The organism is Blastococcus sp. LR1 (assembly GCF_020166105.1).
Taxonomy (GTDB): Bacteria; Actinomycetota; Actinomycetes; order Mycobacteriales; family Geodermatophilaceae; genus Blastococcus.
This window is the reverse complement of the sequence record NZ_JAIUJY010000004.1, coordinates 584,012-605,301: the sequence shown is the minus strand read 5'-3', so window position 1 is coordinate 605,301 and position 21,290 is coordinate 584,012. Positions and strand designations below refer to the sequence as shown.

The 21,290-nt window shown below is 73.8% G+C and carries 17 protein-coding genes; 7 read left to right on the top strand and 10 right to left on the bottom strand.

Annotated elements, in window-relative coordinates; all coding sequences use genetic code 11:
- Window positions 1–1,722, bottom strand: a 1,722-nt coding sequence (locus LBW97_RS14905; protein ID WP_224500134.1) for an N-acetylmuramoyl-L-alanine amidase, incomplete at its 3' end; no start/stop codon positions are given.
- Between the two features lie 336 nt (window positions 1,723–2,058).
- Between LBW97_RS14905 and LBW97_RS14900 the strand changes: the two genes are divergently transcribed.
- The 3 genes from LBW97_RS14900 (at window position 2,059) to LBW97_RS14890 (ending at window position 5,693) form a co-directional block, all read left to right on the top strand.
- Window positions 2,059–3,609, top strand: a complete 1,551-nt coding sequence (locus tag LBW97_RS14900; RefSeq protein WP_224500133.1) for an LCP family protein — start codon at window positions 2,059–2,061, stop codon at window positions 3,607–3,609.
- Window positions 3,610–3,738: 129 nt separating this feature from the next.
- On the top strand, window positions 3,739–5,307 hold the full coding sequence (locus tag LBW97_RS14895; RefSeq protein ID WP_224500132.1) for a hypothetical protein: 1,569 nt from the start codon (window positions 3,739–3,741) through the stop codon (window positions 5,305–5,307).
- The gene (locus tag LBW97_RS14890) at window positions 5,286–5,693 is read left to right on the top strand and encodes a DUF6752 domain-containing protein (RefSeq protein WP_224500131.1); all 408 of its coding nucleotides are present in this window, start codon (window positions 5,286–5,288) and stop codon (window positions 5,691–5,693) included. The genes LBW97_RS14895 and LBW97_RS14890 overlap by 22 nt, the downstream gene beginning before the upstream one ends.
- Window positions 5,694–5,762: 69 nt before the next feature.
- On the opposite strand, the gene LBW97_RS14885 is transcribed toward LBW97_RS14890, so the two are convergent.
- Genes LBW97_RS14885 through LBW97_RS14870 form a run of 4 tightly spaced genes read right to left on the bottom strand, consistent with a single transcriptional unit; the run spans window position 5,763 to window position 9,400 of the window.
- Entirely contained in the window at window positions 5,763–6,518 is a 756-nt protein-coding gene (locus LBW97_RS14885; RefSeq protein WP_224500130.1) for a decaprenylphospho-beta-D-erythro-pentofuranosid-2-ulose 2-reductase, read from the bottom strand.
- Window positions 6,515–7,876 (bottom strand): FAD-binding oxidoreductase, encoded by a 1,362-nt coding sequence (locus LBW97_RS14880; protein ID WP_224500129.1) that lies wholly within the window; start codon window positions 7,874–7,876, stop codon window positions 6,515–6,517. The genes LBW97_RS14885 and LBW97_RS14880 overlap by 4 nt, the downstream gene beginning before the upstream one ends.
- Window positions 7,869–8,867: a decaprenyl-phosphate phosphoribosyltransferase gene (locus LBW97_RS14875; protein ID WP_224500128.1), complete on the bottom strand. Its 999-nt coding sequence runs from the start codon at window positions 8,865–8,867 to the stop codon at window positions 7,869–7,871. The genes LBW97_RS14880 and LBW97_RS14875 overlap by 8 nt, the downstream gene beginning before the upstream one ends.
- Window positions 8,864–9,400: a phosphatase PAP2 family protein gene (locus tag LBW97_RS14870; RefSeq protein ID WP_224500127.1), complete on the bottom strand. Its 537-nt coding sequence runs from the start codon at window positions 9,398–9,400 to the stop codon at window positions 8,864–8,866. Before LBW97_RS14870 ends, LBW97_RS14875 begins: the two co-directional genes overlap by 4 nt.
- 91 nt (window positions 9,401–9,491) lie before the next feature.
- Between LBW97_RS14870 and LBW97_RS14865 the strand changes: the two genes are divergently transcribed.
- Window positions 9,492–10,331, top strand: coding sequence for a TIGR03089 family protein (locus LBW97_RS14865; RefSeq protein ID WP_224500126.1), 840 nt, complete (start codon window positions 9,492–9,494; stop codon window positions 10,329–10,331).
- Window positions 10,332–10,406: 75 nt separating this feature from the next.
- Window positions 10,407–11,228 (top strand): DUF1028 domain-containing protein, encoded by an 822-nt coding sequence (locus tag LBW97_RS14860; protein WP_224500125.1) that lies wholly within the window; start codon window positions 10,407–10,409, stop codon window positions 11,226–11,228.
- Window positions 11,229–11,262: 34 nt separating this feature from the next.
- Here the strand turns inward: LBW97_RS14860 and LBW97_RS14855 are convergent, their stop codons facing one another.
- The 3 genes from LBW97_RS14855 to LBW97_RS14845 all read right to left on the bottom strand — a co-directional run bounded on the left by LBW97_RS14855 (window position 11,263) and on the right by LBW97_RS14845 (window position 14,262).
- Window positions 11,263–12,438: an acyl-CoA dehydrogenase family protein gene (locus tag LBW97_RS14855; protein WP_224500124.1), complete on the bottom strand. Its 1,176-nt coding sequence runs from the start codon at window positions 12,436–12,438 to the stop codon at window positions 11,263–11,265.
- Window positions 12,439–12,514: 76 nt separating this feature from the next.
- Window positions 12,515–13,042 carry a 5-(carboxyamino)imidazole ribonucleotide mutase gene (gene purE / locus LBW97_RS14850; RefSeq protein ID WP_224500123.1) on the bottom strand — a complete coding sequence of 176 codons (528 nt, stop codon included), beginning with the start codon at window positions 13,040–13,042 and terminating at the stop codon, window positions 12,515–12,517.
- Between the two features lie 8 nt (window positions 13,043–13,050).
- Window positions 13,051–14,262: a 5-(carboxyamino)imidazole ribonucleotide synthase gene (locus LBW97_RS14845; RefSeq protein WP_224500122.1), complete on the bottom strand. Its 1,212-nt coding sequence runs from the start codon at window positions 14,260–14,262 to the stop codon at window positions 13,051–13,053.
- 153 nt (window positions 14,263–14,415) lie between these two features.
- Here LBW97_RS14845 and LBW97_RS14840 point away from each other — a divergent pair, with 153 nt between their 5' ends.
- Together LBW97_RS14840 and LBW97_RS14835 are read left to right on the top strand one after the other, a co-directional pair.
- Entirely contained in the window at window positions 14,416–14,949 is a 534-nt protein-coding gene (locus LBW97_RS14840; protein WP_224500121.1) for a hypothetical protein, read from the top strand.
- Window positions 14,949–17,063: an LGFP repeat-containing protein gene (locus LBW97_RS14835; protein WP_224500120.1), complete on the top strand. Its 2,115-nt coding sequence runs from the start codon at window positions 14,949–14,951 to the stop codon at window positions 17,061–17,063. The genes LBW97_RS14840 and LBW97_RS14835 overlap by 1 nt, the downstream gene beginning before the upstream one ends.
- An 86-nt stretch (window positions 17,064–17,149) precedes the next feature.
- On the opposite strand, the gene LBW97_RS14830 is transcribed toward LBW97_RS14835, so the two are convergent.
- Window positions 17,150–20,110 carry an AAA family ATPase gene (locus LBW97_RS14830; protein WP_224500119.1) on the bottom strand — a complete coding sequence of 987 codons (2,961 nt, stop codon included), beginning with the start codon at window positions 20,108–20,110 and terminating at the stop codon, window positions 17,150–17,152.
- Entirely contained in the window at window positions 20,107–21,258 is a 1,152-nt protein-coding gene (locus tag LBW97_RS14825) for an exonuclease SbcCD subunit D (protein ID WP_224500118.1), read from the bottom strand. The genes LBW97_RS14830 and LBW97_RS14825 overlap by 4 nt, the downstream gene beginning before the upstream one ends.
- Between the last annotated feature and the right edge of the window lie 32 nt (window positions 21,259–21,290).

Genomic DNA, 21,290 nt, shown 5'->3' with positions numbered 1-21,290 from the left:
CAGCGACCGCCACTTCGCGACGACGTCGCCGGAGATCGACCGGGCGCCGCCGGCGGGGGTCCAGGTGATGACCCCGCGCTCGAACTCCGAGTAGCGCCCCTTGCCGTCGGGCGTGGCCTTCTCGTCCGCGGTCGGATAACCCAGCGGCCCGGTCTCGTAGCCCTGGCTCGCCCACAGGTCGCGGATCACCCCGGCGACGGCTCGGGGACCGGTTCGGGGCGTCCAGTAGATCGAGACCCCGCCCGGGAAGGCGGTGCCGCCGGTGAAGACGCTGAAGCGGCCGACCCGGTCGGGGGTGGCCAGTTCGTCCGTGGTGGGCGCGCCCAGCGCCGCCGGTCCACCGCCGGCGAGGTACCGGGCGAGGATGTCGCCGACGACGGCGTGCGCGCCGGTCGTCGGGGTCCAGTACATGTTGCCGCGCTCGTACCTCCGGTAGGTGACGCCGGCGATCGTCGCCTCGGGCTGGATCGGGGCTCCCAGCTGGGAGCGCAGCGCCGGGTCGGACGCGTACCGCGCCGCCATGGTCGGTTCGGCGGCCACCTGCCCGGCCATGAGGGCCGCCACGCGGTCCCGGATCTCGGGCATGCGGGCGTACCCGCTGTTGCCGGGGCAGGCGGTGTTGCCGACGTCGCGGTGGGCGAAGACCGTCGGCAGCGTGACCGTGCTGCCGACCTTGTACTTCGACGTGCTGCCACCGCCGACCAGGCTGGTGGTCCCGCGGGGGTTGATGCCGAAGAGCGAGAACTTCCACGCGACGATGCGGGAGACCGCGTCGATCTGCGCCTGCGGCACGGCGACGGTCGAGTAGTCGCCCAGCATCGAGACGCCGACCGTGCCGGTGTTGAAGCCGCCCGCGTGCGCCCCGACCACGGTGCTGGCCAGGCCACCGAACCGGCCCTCGTACAGGTTGCCGTACCGGTCGGCGATGACGTTGTAGCCGATGTCGCCCCAGCCGAGGCTGACCGCGTGGTACTGGTAGATGCCGCGCAGGATGCCCGGCACCTGGGCTTCGGTGTAGTTGTTCGAGTTCGCGGTGTGGTGGATGGTGGCGGCCTTGATCGTGGGCGGGTACTGCGGCCCCCACGAGCGGATCCGCTCGTCGGCGCCCCACTGGGCACGCGTGTAGACCGCGGGCATGGTCATCGCGGCGTGTGCGACGTCGCCCATCGCCGGCTCGCCGAGCGCGCCGTCGGCGGCGCTGGTGCCGGGGTCGATCAGGTCGAGCTGGACGTCGGTCGGCGCGGCGCCGGAGCGCGTGACGAGCTCGGCCTCCACGCCGGTGCTCGGGCCGGTCCACAGCGGGGCCGTGCCCCCCCGGCGCTCGGTGGCGGGTGCTCCGTCCCCGGCGTCCGGCTCCATGTCCTCGACCTCGACCTCGGACCAGTCCCCCCACGCGCCGTCCTCGTCCTGCACGCGGATCGCCACGACCGTGTCGTCGACGGCCGGGTCCGGCGCCCAGGTGACCCCGACCATGGAGAACTCCACGTCGGTGCGGGACACGGTGAGCGCCGGGGCGCTCTCCGGCACGCCGACCACCGGCTCGGTGGTGCCCTCCTGGAGCTCCGCACCCCGGGCGGGGTCCTCGGCGGACCCCATCGGCACCAGGTCGGCCGACGCCGTCACGGGGTGGGCCTCCGGGCCGGGGGCCGCGGAGACGGGGACGACCAGGATCGTCCCGGTGAGGGTCAGGAAGGCGGACAGTCCGATGAGCAGGCGACGCACAGGTCCTCCAAGTCAGGTACTCGGAGCTGCCCTTCCGGGACCACTCCACCCAGGGGCATCGTCGTCCCCGGAGGGCTTGTTGAGCCGAAACGCCCGACCCGCGCCGAGCCGGAGGTGTGACTGCTGCGACCAGTGAGGGTCCGGGGCACCAGGTGGACGGAGGGCGCCGGAGGTGACGGACGGTTCCCGTGTCGGAGGGGCGGCCGCGATCGCCCGCGTGCCTACCATGAGCGCGTCGACGAACCGGGGCCTGCGCCCCGCCTCCGGGCGCCGGAACCACCGGCCGGACCGCAGGACCACCGGGGCCGACGCCCCCCGCACCGCAGTGAGGACCCCGTGACCCGAGACCGCTTCGAGCCGGACGACCGCGAGAGCCGCGCGCTCCCGCCGCGCCTCGACCCGCGTGCCGGCCTGCCGCCCCGCCGCCGGGGCGCCGCCGACACCGGCCGCCCGGCCGACGCCGCTCCGGCCGGGCGTGTCCGCTCCCGGCGCCCGGTGATCTTCACCCGCATCGTCGTGGCGGTGCTCTCCACCGTCCTGCTCGTCACCAGCGGCTGGGGGTGGTACCTCGGCCAGGTCGCCGAGGCGACCGTCAACCGCACCGACGCGATCCCGACGTCGGGCAACGACGGCACCGGCCGCGCCGGCGAGGCGATGAACCTCCTGCTCGTCGGCAACGACAGCCGGTCCTCGCTCACCGAGGAGCAGCTGGCCCAGCTCAACGCCGGCAAGGACTCCGGGATCAACACCGACACGATGATCCTGGTGCACGTGCCGGCCGACGGCTCCCGCGCCTCCTTCGTCTCCTTCCCGCGCGACTCCTACGTGGACATCCCCGACCACGGCTGGGACAAGCTCAACGCCGCCTACGCCTACGGCTACGCCGAGACCGACGAGTCGGCCGCGGAGTCCCAGCGCCAGGCGGGCGGCGCCCAGCTGCTCGTCCGGACCATCAGCCAGCTGACCGGCCTGAAGATCGACCACTACGCCGAGGTGGACCTCCTCGGGTTCTTCAACCTCAGCAGCGTCGTCGGCGGGGTCGAGGTCAACCTGTGCGAGGCCGTCGACGACTCCGAGTGGTCCGGTGCGGTCTTCCCGGCCGGTGCGCAGGTGATCAGCGGCGCCGAGGCCCTCAAGTTCGTCCGCCAGCGGCACGGCCTCCCCCGCGGGGACTTCGACCGGATCGTGCGCCAGCAGGTCTTCATCGCCGGCGTCCTGCGCAAGATGCTCAGCGACGAGGTGCTGCTGGACCTGGGCAAGCAGCGCGAGCTGGTCCAGGCAGCAGCGGAGTCCCTGACCGTCGACCGCAACCTGAACCTCCTCCAGCTGGCCGAGCAGATGCAGTCGGTGACCGCGGGCAGCATCGAGTTCCAGACGATCCCCTACATCGGGACCGACCGGGACGACCAGAACCGCTCGATCATCCGGCTCGAGGACGAGGACACGCTGCAGACGTTCTTCGCCAACCTCTCGGCCGAGCGCGAGGAGGAGGCGCCGGCTCCCGAGGCGCCGCCGACCCTCGACCCGACCGCGGTGTCGGTCGAGGTGCTGAACGGCTCGGGGACCTCGGGCCTGGCCGGCAAGGCGGCGACGGCGCTCACCGCGGCGGGCTTCACCGTTCCGGGGACCGGCAACGCCGACTCGATGGACTTCGACCTGACCGAGGTGCACCACGCCCCGGGCGACGAGGCGATGGCGGCGACGGTCGCGGCGACCCTGCCCGGCAGCGCCGTGGTGGCCGACGACGCGCTCTCCCCCGGCACCGTCCAGCTGATCCTCGGCTCGGACTTCAACGCCGTGGGCCAGCCGGTCGACGCACCGCAGGCAGCGGGCGAGGTGACCGGCGCGGACGCCCGCACCGCGGCCGACACGACCTGCATCAACTGACCGGGGACGGTCGGCGGCCGTTTTGTTACGGTCGACCGGCCGCCACCTCGCCTTTCCCGCCGGCCGGGCTAGGAACCCCCTGACCGAGGAGCCGCACTGCTCACCGATCTCATCGTCGACGCCCAGGGCGTGACCTTCGGCGCGGACACCGAGGACCTCCTCCGCACCGTGGACCTCCGGCTCGACGGACGCCGCATCTGGTCGTTCCGGGTCGGCGAAGCCGTCTCGCTGGACGGCTCCGAGACCGGTCGACGGCTGATGCCGTGGCCGCGGGTCATGCCGCCCTACCTCGAGGGACGCTCCACGTTCTCCCTCCACCCGGTCGACGGCGAGGGGCCGGAGCTGACCGCCTCGGCGCGCTTCGGCGACAGCGACGAGCCGGTCAACTTCGCCGACTCGCACGGCCTCGGCCTGATCATCAACAAGTGGGGCAACATCGGCCACGCGCTGGCCGACTACCCGGCCGGCATCGAGCAGCGCCTGCTGGACCGGCTCGACCTGATCCGCGACGTCCTCGCCGACAAGAGCGAGGTCGACGTCTACGTCACCGGCGGCACGCTGCTCGGGCCGTACCGCGACGGCCGGGTCATGCCCAACGACGACGACGCCGACCTCGCCTACCTGAGCCCGCACTCGCACCCCGCCGACGTCGCGCGCGAGTGCCTGCAGATTGGCCGGGCCCTGGTCGCCGCGGGGATCACCGTGGTCCGGTGCTCCGCCGGCCACCTGCAGCTGCACTTCGAGCACGAGGGCCGGCCCGACGGCTACGTCGACATCTTCACCGGCTGGATCGACGACTTCGGCTGGTGGTACCAGCTCTTCCCCATCCGCGCCCAGGTCAGCCGCGAGCAGCTGGTCCCGCCCCGGACGCTCATGATCGAGGGCCGCCCGCAGCCCATGTGCCGCGAGCCCGAGCTCATGCTCGACGCCATCTACGGGCCGGGCTGGGCGACCCCCGACCCGGGATTCGTCTTCGACGTGCCCCAGGACACCCAGGACCGGTTCTACGGCTGGATGTCCGACCAGCACATGAACCGGACGCCGTGGGAGGACCGGTACCGCTACGACCTCCTCGGCAACCGGGTCGAGCTCGGCACCGCGCCCACGGACTACGTCCGCGCCGTCGCCGACACCCTGGACCCCGGCTCGTTCGTCGTCGAGCTCGGCTGCGGGCGGGGCCACGACGCCCTCTGGCTGGCCCGCCAGGGCCACGTCGTCGAGGCGCTCGACTACGTCCGCTGGCCGATGATCCGCGCCACTGAGTACGCCGCGGCCAACGAGCTGCCCGCCGGCTTCCGGACGCTCAACCTCTACGACCCCCGCCGGATCCTGGCGTTCGGGGCGGAGATGGCCGGGCGCGGCATGCCGGCCACCGTCTACGCCCGCGACCTGCTCCCGACCGTCTGGGACGTGGGCCGGCCCAACCTGTGGCGGCTGCTGTCGATGCTGCTGCGCGGCGGCGGCTCGGCGCACCTGGACTTCGCGGTGTCGCACAGCCTCGCGCCCGACCCGCGCATCGGCGGCCCGATGCACCGGATCCTGGACATCGACGTCCTCACCGAGGAGATGGCCGGGTTCGGCCTCGCGGTGACGGGGACGTCGGAAGTGACCGAGGCCATCACCTGGCCCAACACGGCCGACGAGGTCGACCTGACGAAGACGAGGATGGTGGTGTCATGGCAGCGCGCAGCACGGTGAAGCGGCTGGCGGGCGGACCCGCACGACGGGTGCGGGGGCTGGTGCAGCGCGCCTTCGTCCCGCAGCTCGCCGAGCTGATGGCCGATCGGGACCGGCTCAACCGCGAGCTGGGGCTGGCCTTCGAGTCGGTGTCGGCCGCCCACCAGGGCATCGCCGACCTGCAGGCCGAGGCCAAGGCGCTGCGGGAGCGGCTGGACATGACCCTGCTGCTGGCCGAGGCCAACCAGGAGGAGATCCGTCAGGTGAAGGCGGGGCTGCTGGAGACCCGCCGGCAGAGCCTGCGCATCGCCGAGCTGGCCGACGTCGTCACCGAGATCGTGCTCCCGCTGCACGACCGGGACATCGACCCCGAGGCGCTGAAGCGGCTGTCCGCCGACACCTACTGAGCACGCCCCCGCAGACGCCGGTGGCCGCCACTCCCGAGGGAGTGGCGGCCACCGGCGTTCGTGCAGGGATCAGAAGGGCAGCTTGCGGAAGACCGCTCGCGGCGTGTGCCGGAGCCCGCTCATCACCCAGCGCATCGCGCCCGGGACCCAGACGGTGTGCTTGCCCTTGCGCACCCCGGTGACGATCGCGTCGGCGACCGCTTCGGGCGTGGTGGCCAGCGGCGCGTCGGGCAGGCCCTCGGTCATCTTCGACTTCACGAAGCCCGGGCGGACGACGAGCACCGAGACTCCGGTGCCGACCAGCGAGTCCGCCAGGCCGGAGTAGAAGGCGTCCATGCCGGCCTTGGTGGAGCCGTAGACGAAGTTGGACTTGCGGGCCCGCTCCCCGGCGACGGAGGAGAGCGCCACGATGACGCCGTGGCCCTGGGCGCGCAGCCGGTTGGCCAGCACGGTGCCGACGACGATCGGCGCGACGTAGTTGACCTGGCCCAGGGCGGAGACCGCCGTCGGGTCCACGGCCAGCTGCTCCTGCTCGCCGAGCTGACCGAACGCCACCACGGCGACGTCGATGTCACCGCCGGCAGCCGCCTCGGCCACCATCCGCTCCGGGGACGCGGGGTCCGCGGCGTCGAAGTCGACGACGTCCACGGTGGCGCCGGCCGTCCGCAGCTGCTCGGCCACCGCGGAGCGGCGGTCGCTGTCGCGGGCGGCGAGGACGACGCGCAGCGGCCGCTCCTGCAGGTAGCGCCGGGCGGTCGCCACGGCGATGTCGGAGGTGCCGCCGACGAGCAGCAGCGACCCGACCGATCCGAGAGCGTCGATCACAGGGAGAGCCTCCTGGCCAGGTCAGAGGTGAAGACGCCGTCGGGGTCGACCCGACGGCGCACGGCGCGGAAGTCGTCCAGCCGCGGGTACATCTTCTCGAACACCTCGGGGCGCACGCGCGAGTCCTTGGCGAGGTAGGTCCGCCCCTCGGCCGCGATGACCAGCTCGTCCAGCCCGTCCAGCAGCTCGGCGAGGCCGGCGACGACCGGGATGTCCAGGGCGAGGGTCCAGCCCGGCGAGGGGTAGGACAGCATGCCCGGGTTCCCGTCGCCGAAGCGCTTGAGGACGGCGAGGAACGAGGCGTGACCGGAGGAGCTGATCCGCGTCAGGATCTCGCGCATCGCCTCCTCCTGGCCGAACGGCACCGTCACCTGGTACTGCACGAAGCCGCGAGGGCCGTAGATCCGGTTCCACTCCCCCACGCCGTCCAGCGGGTGGAAGAAGGTCGGGATGCTCTGCAGCTGGTCGCGCTTGCGCTTCGGCGCCTTGCGGTACCAGACCTCGTTGAACGCCGAGACGGTCAGCGAGTTGAGCATGCCGGGCGGGAAGACGTTGGGCGCGGAGAGCAGCACCGAGGAGCTGTAGCGCAGCGGGTCGGCCTGCTGCTTGGCGGGCAGCTCGTCACGGCGGGCGAACCGGCCGCGGGTCAGCACCGAGCGGCCCATCCGGGCGCCCTTGGCCACGCAGTCGATCCAGGCCACCGAGTAGTCGTAGAGGTGGTCGGTCTCGGTGAGCAGGGTCATCAGCGAATCGAGGTCCGGGGTCCGGTCGGTGTCGACCAGGATCTTCGAGGACTCGATCGCCTTCATCGCGACCCGCGCCCGGAGGATGACCCCGGTCAGGCCCATGCCGCCGGCGGTGGCCCAGAAGAGGTCCGGGTCCTGCTCGGGGCTGATCCGGCGGACCTGACCGTCGGCGGTGAGCAGGTCCATCCAGCGCACGTGCTGGGCGAAGCTGCCGACCCGGTGGTGGTTCTTGCCGTGGATGTCCGCGGCGATGGCTCCGCCGACGGTGACGTACCGGGTGCCGGGCGTGACCGGGACGAAGAAGCCCATGGGCACGAAGAGCGTCATCAGCCGGTCCAGCGAGATGCCGGCCTCGACGTCGATCTCACCGGTCGCCAGGTCGACGCCCAGCACGCGGTCGGCCCGGGTCATGTCCAGGACGTGGCCGCCGGCGTTCTGCGCGGCGTCGCCGTAGCTGCGGGCCAGGCCGCGGGCGACCACGCCCCGCCCGCCGTGACCCTGCAGCGCGGCGCGGGCCTCCTCCTCGCCGTGCACCGGCGCGAGGAGGGCCGGCGTGGCAGCGGTGCGGCCCCAGCCGTAGAGCGGGACCTGCGGGAGTGTTGTCTCAGGCATTGAAGACTCCGAGGGAGAGAGTCACGACCCACGTGACACCGATGAACAGCAGGACGCGGTCGCGCAGGACGATCTCCTCGGGTGCGCCCGCCGCGCCCTTGTCGACGTCCACGGCGTACCGCAGGATCGCCATGACGAACGGGGCGATGGAGATCGTCGACCACGGCACGCCGTCCTGCGTCCGGCCCATCTCGAAGGCCCAGAGGCAGTAGGCGGTCACGGCGACGCCGGCCGACAGGCTCCAGACGAAGCGCAGGTAGCTCGCGGAGTACTCCTTGAGCGTCTTGCGGGTGGCGGCGGCGTCACCGATCAGCACGAGCTCGGAGTAGCGCTTGCCGGCGACCATGAACAGCGAGCCGAACGCCGCGACGAGCAGGAACCACTGCGAGAGCAGCAGCCCGGCGGCCACACCACCGGCGATGCCGCGCAGCAGGAAGCCCGAGGCGACGACCGCCAGGTCGATGACCGGCTGGTTCTTGAGGAAGACGCAGTAGGCCAGCTGGATGACCACGTAGCCGCCGAGCACCCAGGCGAGCTCCGGGCGGGTCAGCAGCACCGCGGCGACCAGCGCGACGGTGAACAGCACCGCGGCGAGGACCACGGCCAGCCAGCGCGGGACGACGCCGGCGGCGATCGGCCGGAAGCGCTTGCGCGGGTGCCGGCGGTCCTCCTCGACGTCGATGGTGTCGTTGACGAGGTAGACGGCGGACGCCGCGAGGCAGAAGAGGACGAACGCGACGGCGGTCGGGCCCATCACGTCGGGGTTGAAGATCTCCCCGGCGGCCAGCGGAGCGGCCAGCACGAGGACGTTCTTCACCCACTGGCGCGGGCGGACGGCGCGGACGAGGCCCCAGGCGAAGGTGCCTCGCCAGCCGGCCAGCCGGGGCGCGAGCGGCGGCCGGGCAGGAACGCTGCCGGCGCCGGCCCGCGGCGCGCCTCCGGCCGGCGGGCCGGCGCTCGAGGTCGTCTGGGGGTGCACGGTCACGGTCATGCCTTCCTGGCTGCGGTTCCGATGAGACGACGGCGGACGACGGCGGCCACGCCCGCTCCGAGCGCCGCACCGGAGACGACGTCGGAGGGGTAGTGCACGCCCAGCAGGACGCGGGAGACCAGCATCACGCCGGTCACCGCGGCCATGGGCAGATGACCCAGCATGGGCCCGAAGCCGACGGCGGCGGCGGCGGTGGAGCAGCTGTGCGCGCTGGGAAAGCTCAGCCGGCTCGGCGTCGACACCAGGGCCGGCACGTCCTCCAGCGCCGGGCGGACCCGGCGCACCACGCGCTTCACCACCACACCGGCGGCGTGGGCGGCGACGACGCCGGCGGCGCCGGCGACCCACTCCGGGCGACGGCGGCCCGAGAGCCAGCCGGCGGCCCCGAGGGCCAGCCAGCCGAGAGCGTGCTCGCCGAAGTGCGACAGGCCCTGGGCCACCGGGACGGCGGGCGTGCCGCCCAGCGTGCGCCGCGTGGAGCGGAGCAGTGCGTGGTCGATGCGGGTCAGGGCGGTGCCCGGTGCTGCAGTCATCGGGAGCCGACTGTATACGGGAGCCCGCGCGCTTCGCGGCACGAAACGGGGCGGACCGATCCGTCCCGCCCTGTCCTGACACTCTGGTCCCGTGACCACCACAGGACCCACCGCGTCTCCGACCTCCGGGGCCGCGTTGCCCGCCGACCTGCTCGCCGCGGCGCTGCGCCGCGACCCCGCCGCGCCGCTGGTCACCTTCTACGACGACGCGACCGACGAGCGGGTCGAGCTGTCGGCGGCGACCCTGGCCAACTGGGTCGCCAAGACCGCCAACCTGCTGCAGGACGAGTTCGACGTCGGGCCGGGCAGCACCGTGGCGCTGGCCCTCCCGGTCCACTGGCAGACGGCGGCGGTGCTGCTGGCGGTGTGGAGCTGCGGCGCGGCCGTGCTCGACACCGCGACCGAGGACGAGGAGCGGCTGGCCGACGTCGACGTCGTGCTGGCCGCGCGGGACCGGCTCGACGCGCTGGAGGAGGCACAGGCGGCCGCCGGCACCGGCGAGCTGCTCGGGCTCTCCCTGCACCCGCTCGGCCTCGGCATGGCCGGGTACACCGGCGAGGCCCGGGACTTCGCCCTCGAGGTGCGGGTGCACGGCGACTTCTTCACGCCCTACGACCCGCCGCGGCCCACGGAGCCCGGGCTGCTGGTGGGCGGCCTGGCCCTGGAGCTCGGCGGCCTGGTGCCCGCGGCCACGGAGCTGGCCGGGCGGCTCGGGATCGTCGCCGGCGACCGGGTGCTGGTGGAGGAACGCACCGCCGAGGAGGCCGGGCCGGTGGCCTGGCTGCTCGCTCCGCTGGCGGCCGGCGCCTCGCTGGTGCTGCACCGCCACGCGGCCGAGGACCGCGTGGCGCGGCGCGCCGAGGCCGAGCGGGTGACGGCTACGCTCGGACGCCGGATCGAGGGCATTCGCGAGCTGGGCCGTCCCGCCTGATCAGGGGCGCCGGTCGCCGCGACGGACGGTGGTCAGGGGCATGGTCGTCGGCAGCTGCAACGGGCGGTCCGGCGCATGACCTTCTCCGTCCTCGGCCACGACCCCGTCGCCGGTGAGATGGGCATCGCCGTCTCCTCGTGCATCCTCGCCGTCGGCCGCGCCGTGCCCAGCGCGGCGCCGGGGGTCGGCGTCGTCGCCGTCCAGGCCCGGAGCCGCCGCGGGCTCGGGGCGTCGCTGCTGACGGCGCTGGCGGGCGGGGCCGCCCCCGCGGAGCTGGTGCGGCGGGCGGCGCACGCCGCCGAGGACGCCGAGCGGCAGGTCGCCGTCGTCGACGCGACGGGCCGGATCGCCGCCGACACCGGGCCGGGATCCTTTCCCGAGTGCGGCCATCTGGTCGGTGACGGCGTCACCGTCCAGGGCAACATGCTGGCCTCTCCGGAGGTGCTCCCGGCGATGCTGCGGGGGTTCTCCGGCCGCCCCGGACCGCTGGCCGACCGGCTGCTGGCCGCGCTGACCGCGGGGCAGGAGGCCGGCGGCGACCTGCGGGGGCGGCAGTCCGCGGCGCTGCTGGTCGTGGGCACCGCACCGGCCACCGACGAGGACGACGGGGTGGTCACCGACCTGCGGGTCGACGACTCGGGCGATCCGGTGGCGCAGCTGCGGATGCTGTGGAATCTGCAGCGGGCGTACGCCGAGAGCGACTACGAGACCCTCGCGGTCTTCGCCCCGGAGGGCGCCCGCGACCTCTACGCCGCGCTCGCCGCCTCGCGCCGCGGGGACCGCCCCGCGGCGCGGGCGGCCCTGGAGGAGCTGCGGGCGCGACCCGGCTGGTCGGCGTGGCTGGCCACCATGGCCGGGGACCAGCGCCTCGCGGGCATCTCCCGCCTGCTGGGCTGAGGCACCGGCAGCCGCAGCTCGCGCCCGGTCGGGCTCAGCGCAGCAGGCTGCGGGCGATCACCATGCGCTGCACCTGGTTGGTGCCCTCGTAGATCTGGGTGATCTTGGCGTCGCGCATCATCCGCTCGACCGGGAAGTCCTGGGTGTAGCCGGCGCCGCCGAAGAGCTGGACGGCGTCGGTGGTCACCTTCATCGCGACGTCGGAGGCGAAGGACTTCGCGGCGGCGCACAGTCGGCCGAGGTCCGGGTCGACCTTGCCGCCGGCGTGGGCGGCCTCGCCTCGGGCAGCGGCGACGTAGACCAGGTGCCGGGCGGCCTCGATCTGGATGGACATGTCGGCGAGCATGAACTGCACGCCCTGGTTGTCGGCGATCGCGCGGCCGAACTGCCTGCGCTCGCGGGTGTACTCGACGGCGGCGTCCAGGGCGCCCTGCGCGACGCCCACGGCCTGCGCGCCGATGGTCGGCCGGGTGAAGTCCAGCGTCCGCAGGGCGGTCTTGAAGCCGGTGCCGGGCTCGCCGATGATCCGGTCGGCCGGGATGGTGCAGTCGGTGAAGTAGAGCTCGCAGGTGGGCGAGCCCTTGATCCCCATCTTCCGTTCCTTGGGGCCGACGGCGAAGCCCGGGTCGTCGCGGTGGACGACGAAGGCGGAGATGCCCTTGGCGCCCTTCTCCGGGTCGGTCACGGCCATGACCGTGTACCACTCGGAGATGCCGGAGTTGGTGATCCACGCCTTGGTGCCGTTGAGCACCCAGGAGTCGCCGTCGAGACGGGCGCGGGTCTTCATCGCGGCGGCGTCGGAACCGGCCTCGCGCTCGGAGAGGCCGTAGCTGATCATCGCGTCGCCGGCGGCGATGGGCGCGAGCACCTTCTGCTTGAGGGCCTCGTCGGCGCTCAGGATGATCGGCATCGAGCCGAGCTTGTTCACCGCGGGGATCAGCGAGGCGCTGACGTCGACGCGGGCGACCTCCTCGATGACGATGCAGGTCGCGATCGCGTCGGCGCCCTCGCCGCCGTACTGCTCGGGGATGTGGGTCGCCTGGAACCCGGCCGCCGTCAGCGCCTTCTGCGCCTCGATCGGGAACCGCGAGTCGGCGTCGACCTCGGCCGCGTACGGCGCGATCTCCCGCTCGGCGATGTCGCGGACGGCGGCGCGGATGGCGTCGTGCTCCTCGGTCAGGGCGTAGAGCCCCGCAGCGTTGTCTCCCACGCGACCGATCGTAGTTGAGGGACCCCCTACCCCCCTCCACTCGCGCGCTCGCGGTGGGCCCCCGCAGGGGGCCGCATCACCCGTCGGTAGCGAGCCGCTCCTGCAGGGCCAGGTCGCGTGCGACGACGGACTCGGCGAGGTCGGCCTGGAAGCGGACCACGGCGGCGAGGAGCTCCGGGTTCCCCGCCGCGAGGATGCGGACGGCCAGCAGACCGGCGTTGCGTCCTCCGCCGATGCTCACCGTCGCGACCGGCACACCGGCCGGCATCTGGACGATGGACAGCAGGCTGTCCAGCCCGTCGAGCCTGTCCAGCGGACGGGGAACGCCGATCACCGGCAGCGGGGTCGAGGCCGCGACCATCCCCGGCAGGTGGGCAGCTCCCCCGGCGCCGGCGATGACGACCCGCAGTCCGCGCCCTGCGGCGCTCTCCGCGTAGTCGAGCATCCGGCGCGGGGTGCGGTGGGCGGAGACCACGTGCGCCTCGTAGGGGACGCCGAACTCCTCCAGCGCCGCGGCCGCCGGCTCCATCATCGGCCAGTCGGAGTCGCTGCCCATCACGATGCCGACCACGGGGTCGTCGCTGTCGCGGCGCTGCTCGGTCATCGTGCTCCTCAGTGCTCCTCGTCGAAGGCGAACGCCGGATCGACCACGCCGTCGGCCAGGTACCGGGCGGCGGCGACGGCGCGGGCCCGGACCTCGTCGAGGTCCTCCCCCAGCGCGGTCACGTGGCCGAGCTTGCGGCCGGCCCGCTGACCCTTGCCGTACCAGTGCAGCTTCACGTCGGGCCAGTGCGCCATGAAGTGGTGGATCCGCTCGTCCAGACCGGGGCCGGCCCAGTCGTCGGCCGCCGCGGCGCCGCCGAGCACGTTGGCCATCACCACGACCGGGGCGGTCATCGCCGTCGAGCCGAGCGGGTAGTCGAGCACCGCGCGCAGGTGCTGCTCGAACTGGCTGGTGCGAGCGCCCTCGATCGACCAGTGCCCGGAGTTGTGCGGCCGCATGGCCAGCTCGTTGACCACGACGCCGTCCGGCGTCTGGAACAGCTCCACGGCGAGCATGCCGACGACGCCGAGCCGGTCGGCGATGCGAACGGCGAGCTCCTGGGCGGCGGTGGCGAGGTCGTCGTCGAGACCGGGTGCCGGTGCGTAGACCTCCGCGCAGACGCCGTCGCGCTGCACGGTCTCCACCACCGGCCAGACCGCCACCTGCCCGAAGGGCGAGCGGGCCACCTGGGCGGAGAGCTCGCGCACCATGGCGACGCGCTCCTCGGCGAGCAGCGTGCCGTGCCGGTCGACCAGCGCGGCGGCCTCGGCGACGTCGTCCACCACGAAGACGCCCTTGCCGTCGTAGCCGCCTCGCGGGGTCTTGAGGACCACCGGCCACCCGTGGGCGTCGGCGAAAGCTGCGACGTCGTCGGCCGAGACCACCTCGGCCCACGCCGGCTGCGGCTCGCCCGCTCCAGCCAGAGCGCGGCGCATCACCAGCTTGTCCTGGGCGTGCACCAGCGCCGCCGGTCCGGGTGCGACCCGGACACCGTCGCGCTCGAGGGCCGCCAGGTGCTCGGTCGGGACGTGCTCGTGGTCGAAGGTGACCACCGTGGCGCCGTCGGCCAGGTCGCGGAGGGCGTCGAGGTCGTCGTGGGCGCCGATCCGGACGTCGGCGGCCACCAGGGCGGCGGACTCCGCCGGTCCGGCCGAGAGCACCCGGAGCGACTGCCCCAGCGCGACGGCCGCCTGATGGGTCATCCGCGCGAGCTGGCCACCGCCGACCATGGCGACGACGGGCAGGCCGGTGGCCGGGTCGAGAGGCGTGGGTCCAGGCATCGGGCGATGAGCCTAGACGAACAGGTCCGCGTCGCTCCCTGGTTGCACTGCGTGCTCGTGCGAACCTGAGGAGTAGTCAAGTTGCGGGTGACACCGACCTGGCCGCGGAGGGGATCCAGCACGAGGCCCCGAACCATCCAGCAAGGGAAGACGATGCTCCACAGAAGGCACACTGCCGCTCTCGCCATCGGCCTGGCGGCTCTCTCCGGCCTCGCGGCCTGCGGGTCCACGGAGAGTCCGGCCGACGATGCGGACACCACGTCCGCCGCCCCCTCCGTCGAGGCGGCGGTCGATGACGCTCCCGGCGTCTACGGCGCGCCGATCGACCCCACGCGCCCGGACCCGACCGACGTGGCCACGGACCCCCGGGTCACCCCTGCCCCTGCGGACGACGCCACCGTCTTCCTCACCTACTCCGGCTGGAACCCCGCCGTCGGCGCCGTCGAGGTCGACGGGCACCTCACCGTGGTCGGCACGGGCGATGCCACCTGCACCCTGACCCTCACCCGTGCCGGCACATCGGTCACGGCGACCGTGCCCGCCACCCCGGACGTCAACACGACCTGGTGCGGTGGCGCCTCCGTCCCCGGCAGCCAGTTGTCCCCCGGTCCGTGGTCGGCGGTCCTCAGCTACCGCTCCGGTACGTCGACCGCCTCGTCCGAGCCGGTGGAGGTGGTGGTGCCGTGATGCGCGCTCTCACCCGGCTGGTCACCGTCGCAGCCCTGGTCGCTACTGCCCTGCTGGTCCCGACGACGGGCAGCGCACCGGACAGCACGGCTCGGGCCGCCGACATGAACCTGTTCGACGCGGGCAACATCATCTCCGACGCCGTCTTCTTCGACGCCCTGTCGATGGACGCTCTCGCCATCGAGCGCTTCCTGGACGCCAAGGGGACCAACTGCGTCGCCGGCACCATGCCCTGCCTCAAGGACTACACGCAGGACACCGCCGACCAGGCCGCGGACAACCTGTGCGCGGGATACCGCGGCGCACTTCGGGAATCCGCCGGGACGATCATCGCCAAGTCGTCGCTCGCGTGCGGCATCAATCCGCGCGTCCTGCTCGTACTGCTCCAGAAGGAGCAGAGCCTCGTCACCCGGACGAAGCCCGGCACCTACGAGTACCAGAAGGCCACCGGGTTCGGCTGCCCCGACACCGCCCCCTGCAACCCGGCCTTCCAGGGGCTGGTGAGCCAGGTCTACTTCGCCGCGCGGCAGTTCCAGAGGTACCGGGTCGAGGCCTCGCGGTACGGCTACAAGGCCGGCCGGACCAACACCATCCAGTACCACCCGAACATCGGATGCGGCACCTCGCAGGTCTACATCGCCAATCAGGCGACCGCAGGGCTCTACAACTACACGCCGTACCGACCCACGCAGGCCGCACTCTTCTCCGGCCCGGCCGGCGTCCCCAGGACCTCCCCCGACTTCGGGTGCGCGACCTACGGCAACCGGAACTTCTGGACCTATTTCACCGACTGGTTCGGCTCGACGCAGTCACCGGGCGCCGCCGCCATCCTCGAGGCGCACAGCGCCCTCGGGGGCCCGACGGGCCGCCTCGGCGGTCCGACGTCGGGCTACATCTGCGGCCTGGCCGGCGGTGGCTGCTTCCAGAACTTCCAGTTCGGCGCCATCTACTGGAGCCATGCCAGCGGCGCCCATGCCGTCGGTGGCGCCATCGGCGCGGCCTGGGCAGGCCGCGGCTGGGAGACCGGGTCACTGGGCTATCCCACCGGCGGCGAGGTCTGCGGCCTCGTCCGCGGCGGCTGCCTGCAGAGCTTCCAGAAGGCCACCCTCTACTACAGCCCCGCCACGGGCGCCGTGCCGGTCGCGGCGCCGATCACCGCCGGCTACCACGCCCAGGGCTGGGAGCGGGGCGTCGTCGGCTACCCCGTCGCCGACCGCGTGTGCGGGCTCCCTGACAGCGGGTGCTTCCAGGTCTTCCAGGGCGGGATCATCTACGCCAGCAAGTCGGCAGGAGCTCACGCGGTCCGCGGCGCCATCTTCAACACCTGGGGTGCGCTGGGCTGGGAGCGCGGCTGGCTCGGCTACCCCACCGGCGGCGACAACTGCGGCACCAGCAGCACCGGCTGCTCGCAGAACTTCCAGAACGGCAGCATCCACTGGTCGCCGTCCACCGGAGCGGTACCCGTCCGCGGCACCATCGGCGCCGCCTGGAAGTCCGGCAGTGGCCCGATGAAGCTGATCGGTTACCCGACGGGCGGTGAGGTCTGCGGGCTCCCGGGGCGCGGGTGCTTCCAGCCCTTCGCCAAGGGCGCCGTCTACTACAGCCCGGCCACCGGCGCACAGCCCGTCCGCGGGGCGATCCTCGGCACCTGGGGCGCCCTGGGCTGGGAGCGCAGCTGGCTCGGCTACCCCACCGGCGGCGACAACTGCGGCACCAGCAGCACCGGCTGCTCGCAGAACTTCCAGCACGGCACGATCCACTACTCCCCCGGCACCGGCGCCCACTCGATCCGGGGCGCCATCGCTGCCACCTGGACGGCCAGCGGCGGAGGCGCCGGATCCCTGGGCTACCCGACCGGCGAAGAGCGGTGCGGGCTGGTCCGCGGTGGCTGCTTCCAGACGTTCGCGAAGGGCTCCGTGTACTGGAGCCCGGCGACCGGTGCGCGCGCGGTCAGCGGCGCGATCCGGGATGCCTGGGGCGCGCGCGGCTGGGAGGTCGGGGCCCTCGGTTATCCCGTCGAGGAGCAGCGCGCCGTCCCGGGTGGCGTCGCCCAGCGTTTCCAGGGCGGCACCCTCACCGTGCAGACGGCGACCGGCACGGTCACGGTGTCCTGACCGACCTCGACGGGGTCAGCTGCACCCGGGCCACAGCAACGGAGCCCGGGGTCTCCTGACACGAGTTCCGGCACCGGCGGTCGGGCTCACGCCGCCAGGCGTGAACCCGACCGGCCGGTGACGACCTCCAGTCGCGTGGGGATCCGCGTGCGCAGCTCCTCCACGTGGCTGACGACGCCGATGGTGCGGCCGCCGCGCCGGAGGTCGTCGAGCACGTCCATGACGGCGTCCAGGGCGCCCGCATCCAGGGTGCCGAAACCCTCGTCCACGAAGAGGGTGTCCATCTGCACCCCACCGCTCTCGGCGGTGACCACGTCGGCGAGGCCGAGGGCCAGCGACAGCGAGGCCATGAAGCTCTCCCCACCGGAGAGGGTCTTGGTGGACCGGAGCGTGCCCGTGTACTCGTCGAAGACCTCCAGGCCGAGCCCACCGCGGGCGCCGTTGCGGCCCTGGGCGTCGCTGTGCCGGAACGTGTACCGGCTGCCCGACATCTCGAGCAGCCGCCGGCTGGCCACCTCCGCCACCTGCTCGAGCCGCGCGGCCAGCACGAAGGACTGCAACCGCATCCGCATCGTGTTCGCGCCGCGGCCGTTGACCAGGTCCGCCAGGCCGGCCACCTGGTCGGCGATGCCACGGCGCTCGTGCAGCCGCATCTCGGCGGCGACGACGTCACCGGCGAGCGCGTCCAGATCGACGCTGCACCGGCGCGACCGGTGCAGCGCCGCCACGGCCTCCTCCCGGGCGGCGGTGGCCTCGGCGCACCGGGCCTCGGCCGCCGACAGCTCTGCCGCCGGCGGGAGCGCCGCGAGCTCGGGGTCGGCGAGGACCCCTCGCACCGCGTCGAGAGCCCGCTCGTGCGCCGTCACCTGCTCCTCGAGTGCCGCGAGCTCGACCCGCTCGAGCAGCGCACCGGCCGCTTCACCGAGAGAGGCGAAACCGGCCGCGTCACTGCGCTCCTCGGCCGCGCGCCGGGCCGCATCGGCGGCCACCCGCGCCCGCAGTTCTTCCGACTCGGCGTCGAGGACCGCTTCGCAGCGCTCCGCCGCGATCGTGAGCCGGCGCACCCGGTCCGAGAGCTTCGGGTCGTCTCCCCGGACTGTGTCCAGCCGGGTCGTGAGCACGGCCAGCTCGCTCTCCAGCGCGTCGCGCTCGGCGGTGCGGCTGCCCAGCTCCACCCGGTCGGCGGTCAGCCGCGTCGCCAGCTCGTCGCGCTCGTCGGTCAGCCCGGCCAGGCGCGTCCGCGCTGCCGGCAGCTCCTCGGCGACAGCGCTCAGGTCAGCCAGCATCCGCTCGGCCTCCGCCGCAGCGGTCTCGAGCTCGTTCCGCGGACGCTCTCCCGCGCGTGACCGCAGGACAGCCAGCGCCCGTTCCAGCTCCTGAGCGGCGGCGACGACCCGCGCCGACTCCGCCTCGGCGGCCTCGACGTCCGCCCGGGCACGGTCCTCGTCCTCGGCGGAGACCGCGAGACCGGCGTGCACGGCGGGGCGCGGGTGCTCCACCGCGCCGCAGACCGGGCAATCGCCCCCGTCCACCAGCTGCGCGGCCAGCTCGGCGGCCATGCCGTCGAGCCGCCGGCTGCGCAGGTCGACCAGCTCCTCGCGGGCGGTCAGCTGACGCTCGCGCGCGGTCTCTACGGCGGCCCGCGCCCGGGACAGCCGTTCGAGCAGACGCTCGGCGTCGCGAGCGGCGGCCAGCGCAGCGCGGGCGGCCTCGGCGTCGGCGGCGCGCACCGGTACCCCCGCCGCGGCTGCGGCGGCGAGCTCGACCACGGACTGAGCCTCGGCGATCGCTGCGGGCAGGGCTTCCAGCGCCGCCTCGGCGGCCGCGCACCGCTGGGCGAGCCGGGCGACCTCGACCGCCGAACGGCCTGCGCGCCGGGCCAGGTCGGTGGCGCGCTCCGCCTCCGGCTGCAGGGCGCGCGCCTCGGCCGCGTCGTCGCGCAACCGGCGGGCCAGGTCGACGGCGGGCTCGCGAGCCTCACCGGTGGCGGCCCAGGCCCGGCGGCTGGTTCCCAGCTCCCTGGCTGCCCGCTCGGCGTCACGGGCAGCGCGTCCTGCGGACTCCAGCACGTCACGGAGCGCCTCGGCACGGCGGCCGGCGTCCAGCCGCACGCGCACCGGCGCCAGGGACGGCTCCGCCGCGGTCAGCCGGGCGAGCTCCTGCTCGGCACGTTCCCGGCGCGACCGCCGGTCGGCCAGGAGGCGGGCCGCGGTCAGCTCCTGGCCGGCGGTCGTGGCGATCCCGGCCGCGGCGTCGGCCGCCGCCTCGGCCGCCGCCAGCTCACGCGCCGCCTCGCCGCGCAGTCGCCCCAACCAGGCGTCGACCGGCCCGCCCGGATCGGCACCGACCAGCTCGGGGGCCAGCTCCTCGGGCACCTCGGCGTCAGCCGTCTGCGCCACCCGTGCCAGCAGGCCCGCCAGCTGCAGGCGTTCCCCGCGCAACGCCTCCTCGGCCGTCCGGCGCTCCCGGGCGAGCCAGTCCTCCACGCGGGCGAAGCGGCCGACGTCGAACAGCGTGCGCAGCAGCTCCGCGCGGTGCTCGGGCTCGGCGCGCAGGAACCGCGCGAAGTCACCCTGCGGGAGCAGGACCACCTGGCAGAACTGGTGGACGTCGAGCCCCAGCCGGGTGCGCAGGTACTCGGCGCCCTCGTCGATGCGGGTGCTCACCGCTTCCCAGCCCCCGGGGCTGTACCGCTGCACCAGCAGCCGGGCCGGCTCGGAGGTCGTGCCGGTGCCGCGCTTCTTCGGACGCGCCTGCTCGGGACGGCGGGTGACCAGCAGCCGCTCCGAGCCCAGCGTGAGCTCGCAGCTGACCTCGGTCCGGATCCCCGCGTCGGCGTGATCGCTGCGCAGCCGCTTCTCCTCGCCGCGCGCGCCGGGGACCGTGCCGTAGAGAGCGAAGACGACGGCGTCGAGCAGCGTCGTCTTGCCCGAGCCGGTGGGGCCCCACAGCAGGAACAGCCCGTCTCGGGACACGTCGTCGAAGTCGACCGCCTCCATTCCGGCGAAAGGGCCGAAGGCGCTCAGCGTCAGCCGGTGCAGTCTCATCCGGAGGCCTCCTCGTGAGCGGCCGCACCCAGGGCGCGGGCGAGCAGATCCCGCTCGGCCTGGGTCGGCCCCACGCGTGCGCGGACGTGGCTGACGAACTCCCCGACGACGTCGAGATCGCCGCGACCGGCGAGCCTCTCGGTGTAGCTGCGCCCGTCGGAGACGCGTCCGCTCCCCGTCCACTCCAGATGCGCGCAGTGCGGGAAGCGGGCCTGCAGCCGTCGCATCGGGTCGGTCGGGCGCACCGCGTCGGTGAGGCGCGCGGAGACGAACGCCTCGACCGCACCGTCGTGCGCGGGATCTGCCAGCAACTCCTCGAGCGTTCCGGTGAGGACCACGAGCGGCCGTGGCACCGGAAGGGGGACCGCGCGGACACCGGCCAGCCCGGTGGCGTCCAGATCGACGAGCCAGGCCTGCTTCTGCTGACCTGCCTCGCCGAAGGAGTAGGCCAGCGGCGACCCGCTGTAGCGCAGCCGCTCGGTCAGCGTCTGCGGACGGTGCAGATGACCCAGCGCCACGTAGTCGACGCCGTCGAAGACGCTCACGGGCACCCGGTCGACCCCGCCGACGCAGATGTCACGCTCGCTCTCGCTGGACATCCCGCCCCCCACGAAGGTGTGCGCGAGCACGACCGACCGGGTTCGCGGCCGCAGGACGAGATCCGCGCGGACCCGCTCCATCGCGGCGGCGAGGACGGCTTCCTGGGAGCGCGCTCCGGTCACCCCGAGCTCGCCCCGCACGATCTCCGGCTCGAGGTAGGGCAACCCGTAGACGGCGACCTCGCCGTGCTCGTCGGAGAGCAGGACCGGCTCGTCCAGCCCCGCGACCGTCGCCCGCACGTGCAGCCCCGCGGCGGCCAGCAGCCCCGAGAACGTGCCGAGCCGACGCGCCGAGTCGTGGTTGCCCGGGGTGAGGACCACCTCCGCGCCCGCGCGCCGCAGCCGCTGCACCACCCGGTCGAGCACGGCCTGGGCATCGGCCGAGGGGACCGCGCGGTCGTAGACGTCACCGGCGACGAGCACCACGTCGACCGACTCGGCGGTGACGACCTGGGCCAGACCCCCGAGCACGGCCTCCTGCTCGGCGAGCAGGTCGGTGCCGTGCAGGGACCGACCGATGTGCCAGTCGGAGGTGTGGAGCAGACGCATGGGGGCGACGGTAGGCCGAGGGTCCGACAGAT

Coding starts and splice junctions, on each gene's coding strand:
- LBW97_RS14890 (WP_224500131.1), top strand. CDS start 5,286: ATGGCAGCGCGCAGCACGGTGAAGCGGCTGGCGGGCGGACCCGCACGA.
- LBW97_RS14880 (WP_224500129.1), bottom strand. CDS start 7,876: ATGCCTGAGACAACACTCCCGCAGGTCCCGCTCTACGGCTGGGGCCGC.
- LBW97_RS14875 (WP_224500128.1), bottom strand. CDS start 8,867: ATGACCGTGACCGTGCACCCCCAGACGACCTCGAGCGCCGGCCCGCCG.
- LBW97_RS14870 (WP_224500127.1), bottom strand. CDS start 9,400: ATGACTGCAGCACCGGGCACCGCCCTGACCCGCATCGACCACGCACTG.
- LBW97_RS14860 (WP_224500125.1), top strand. CDS start 10,407: ATGACCTTCTCCGTCCTCGGCCACGACCCCGTCGCCGGTGAGATGGGC.
- purE (WP_224500123.1), bottom strand. CDS start 13,042: ATGACCGAGCAGCGCCGCGACAGCGACGACCCCGTGGTCGGCATCGTG.
- LBW97_RS14845 (WP_224500122.1), bottom strand. CDS start 14,262: ATGCCTGGACCCACGCCTCTCGACCCGGCCACCGGCCTGCCCGTCGTC.
- LBW97_RS14840 (WP_224500121.1), top strand. CDS start 14,416: ATGCTCCACAGAAGGCACACTGCCGCTCTCGCCATCGGCCTGGCGGCT.
- LBW97_RS14835 (WP_224500120.1), top strand. CDS start 14,949: ATGCGCGCTCTCACCCGGCTGGTCACCGTCGCAGCCCTGGTCGCTACT.
- LBW97_RS14830 (WP_224500119.1), bottom strand. CDS start 20,110: ATGAGACTGCACCGGCTGACGCTGAGCGCCTTCGGCCCTTTCGCCGGA.
- LBW97_RS14825 (WP_224500118.1), bottom strand. CDS start 21,258: ATGCGTCTGCTCCACACCTCCGACTGGCACATCGGTCGGTCCCTGCAC.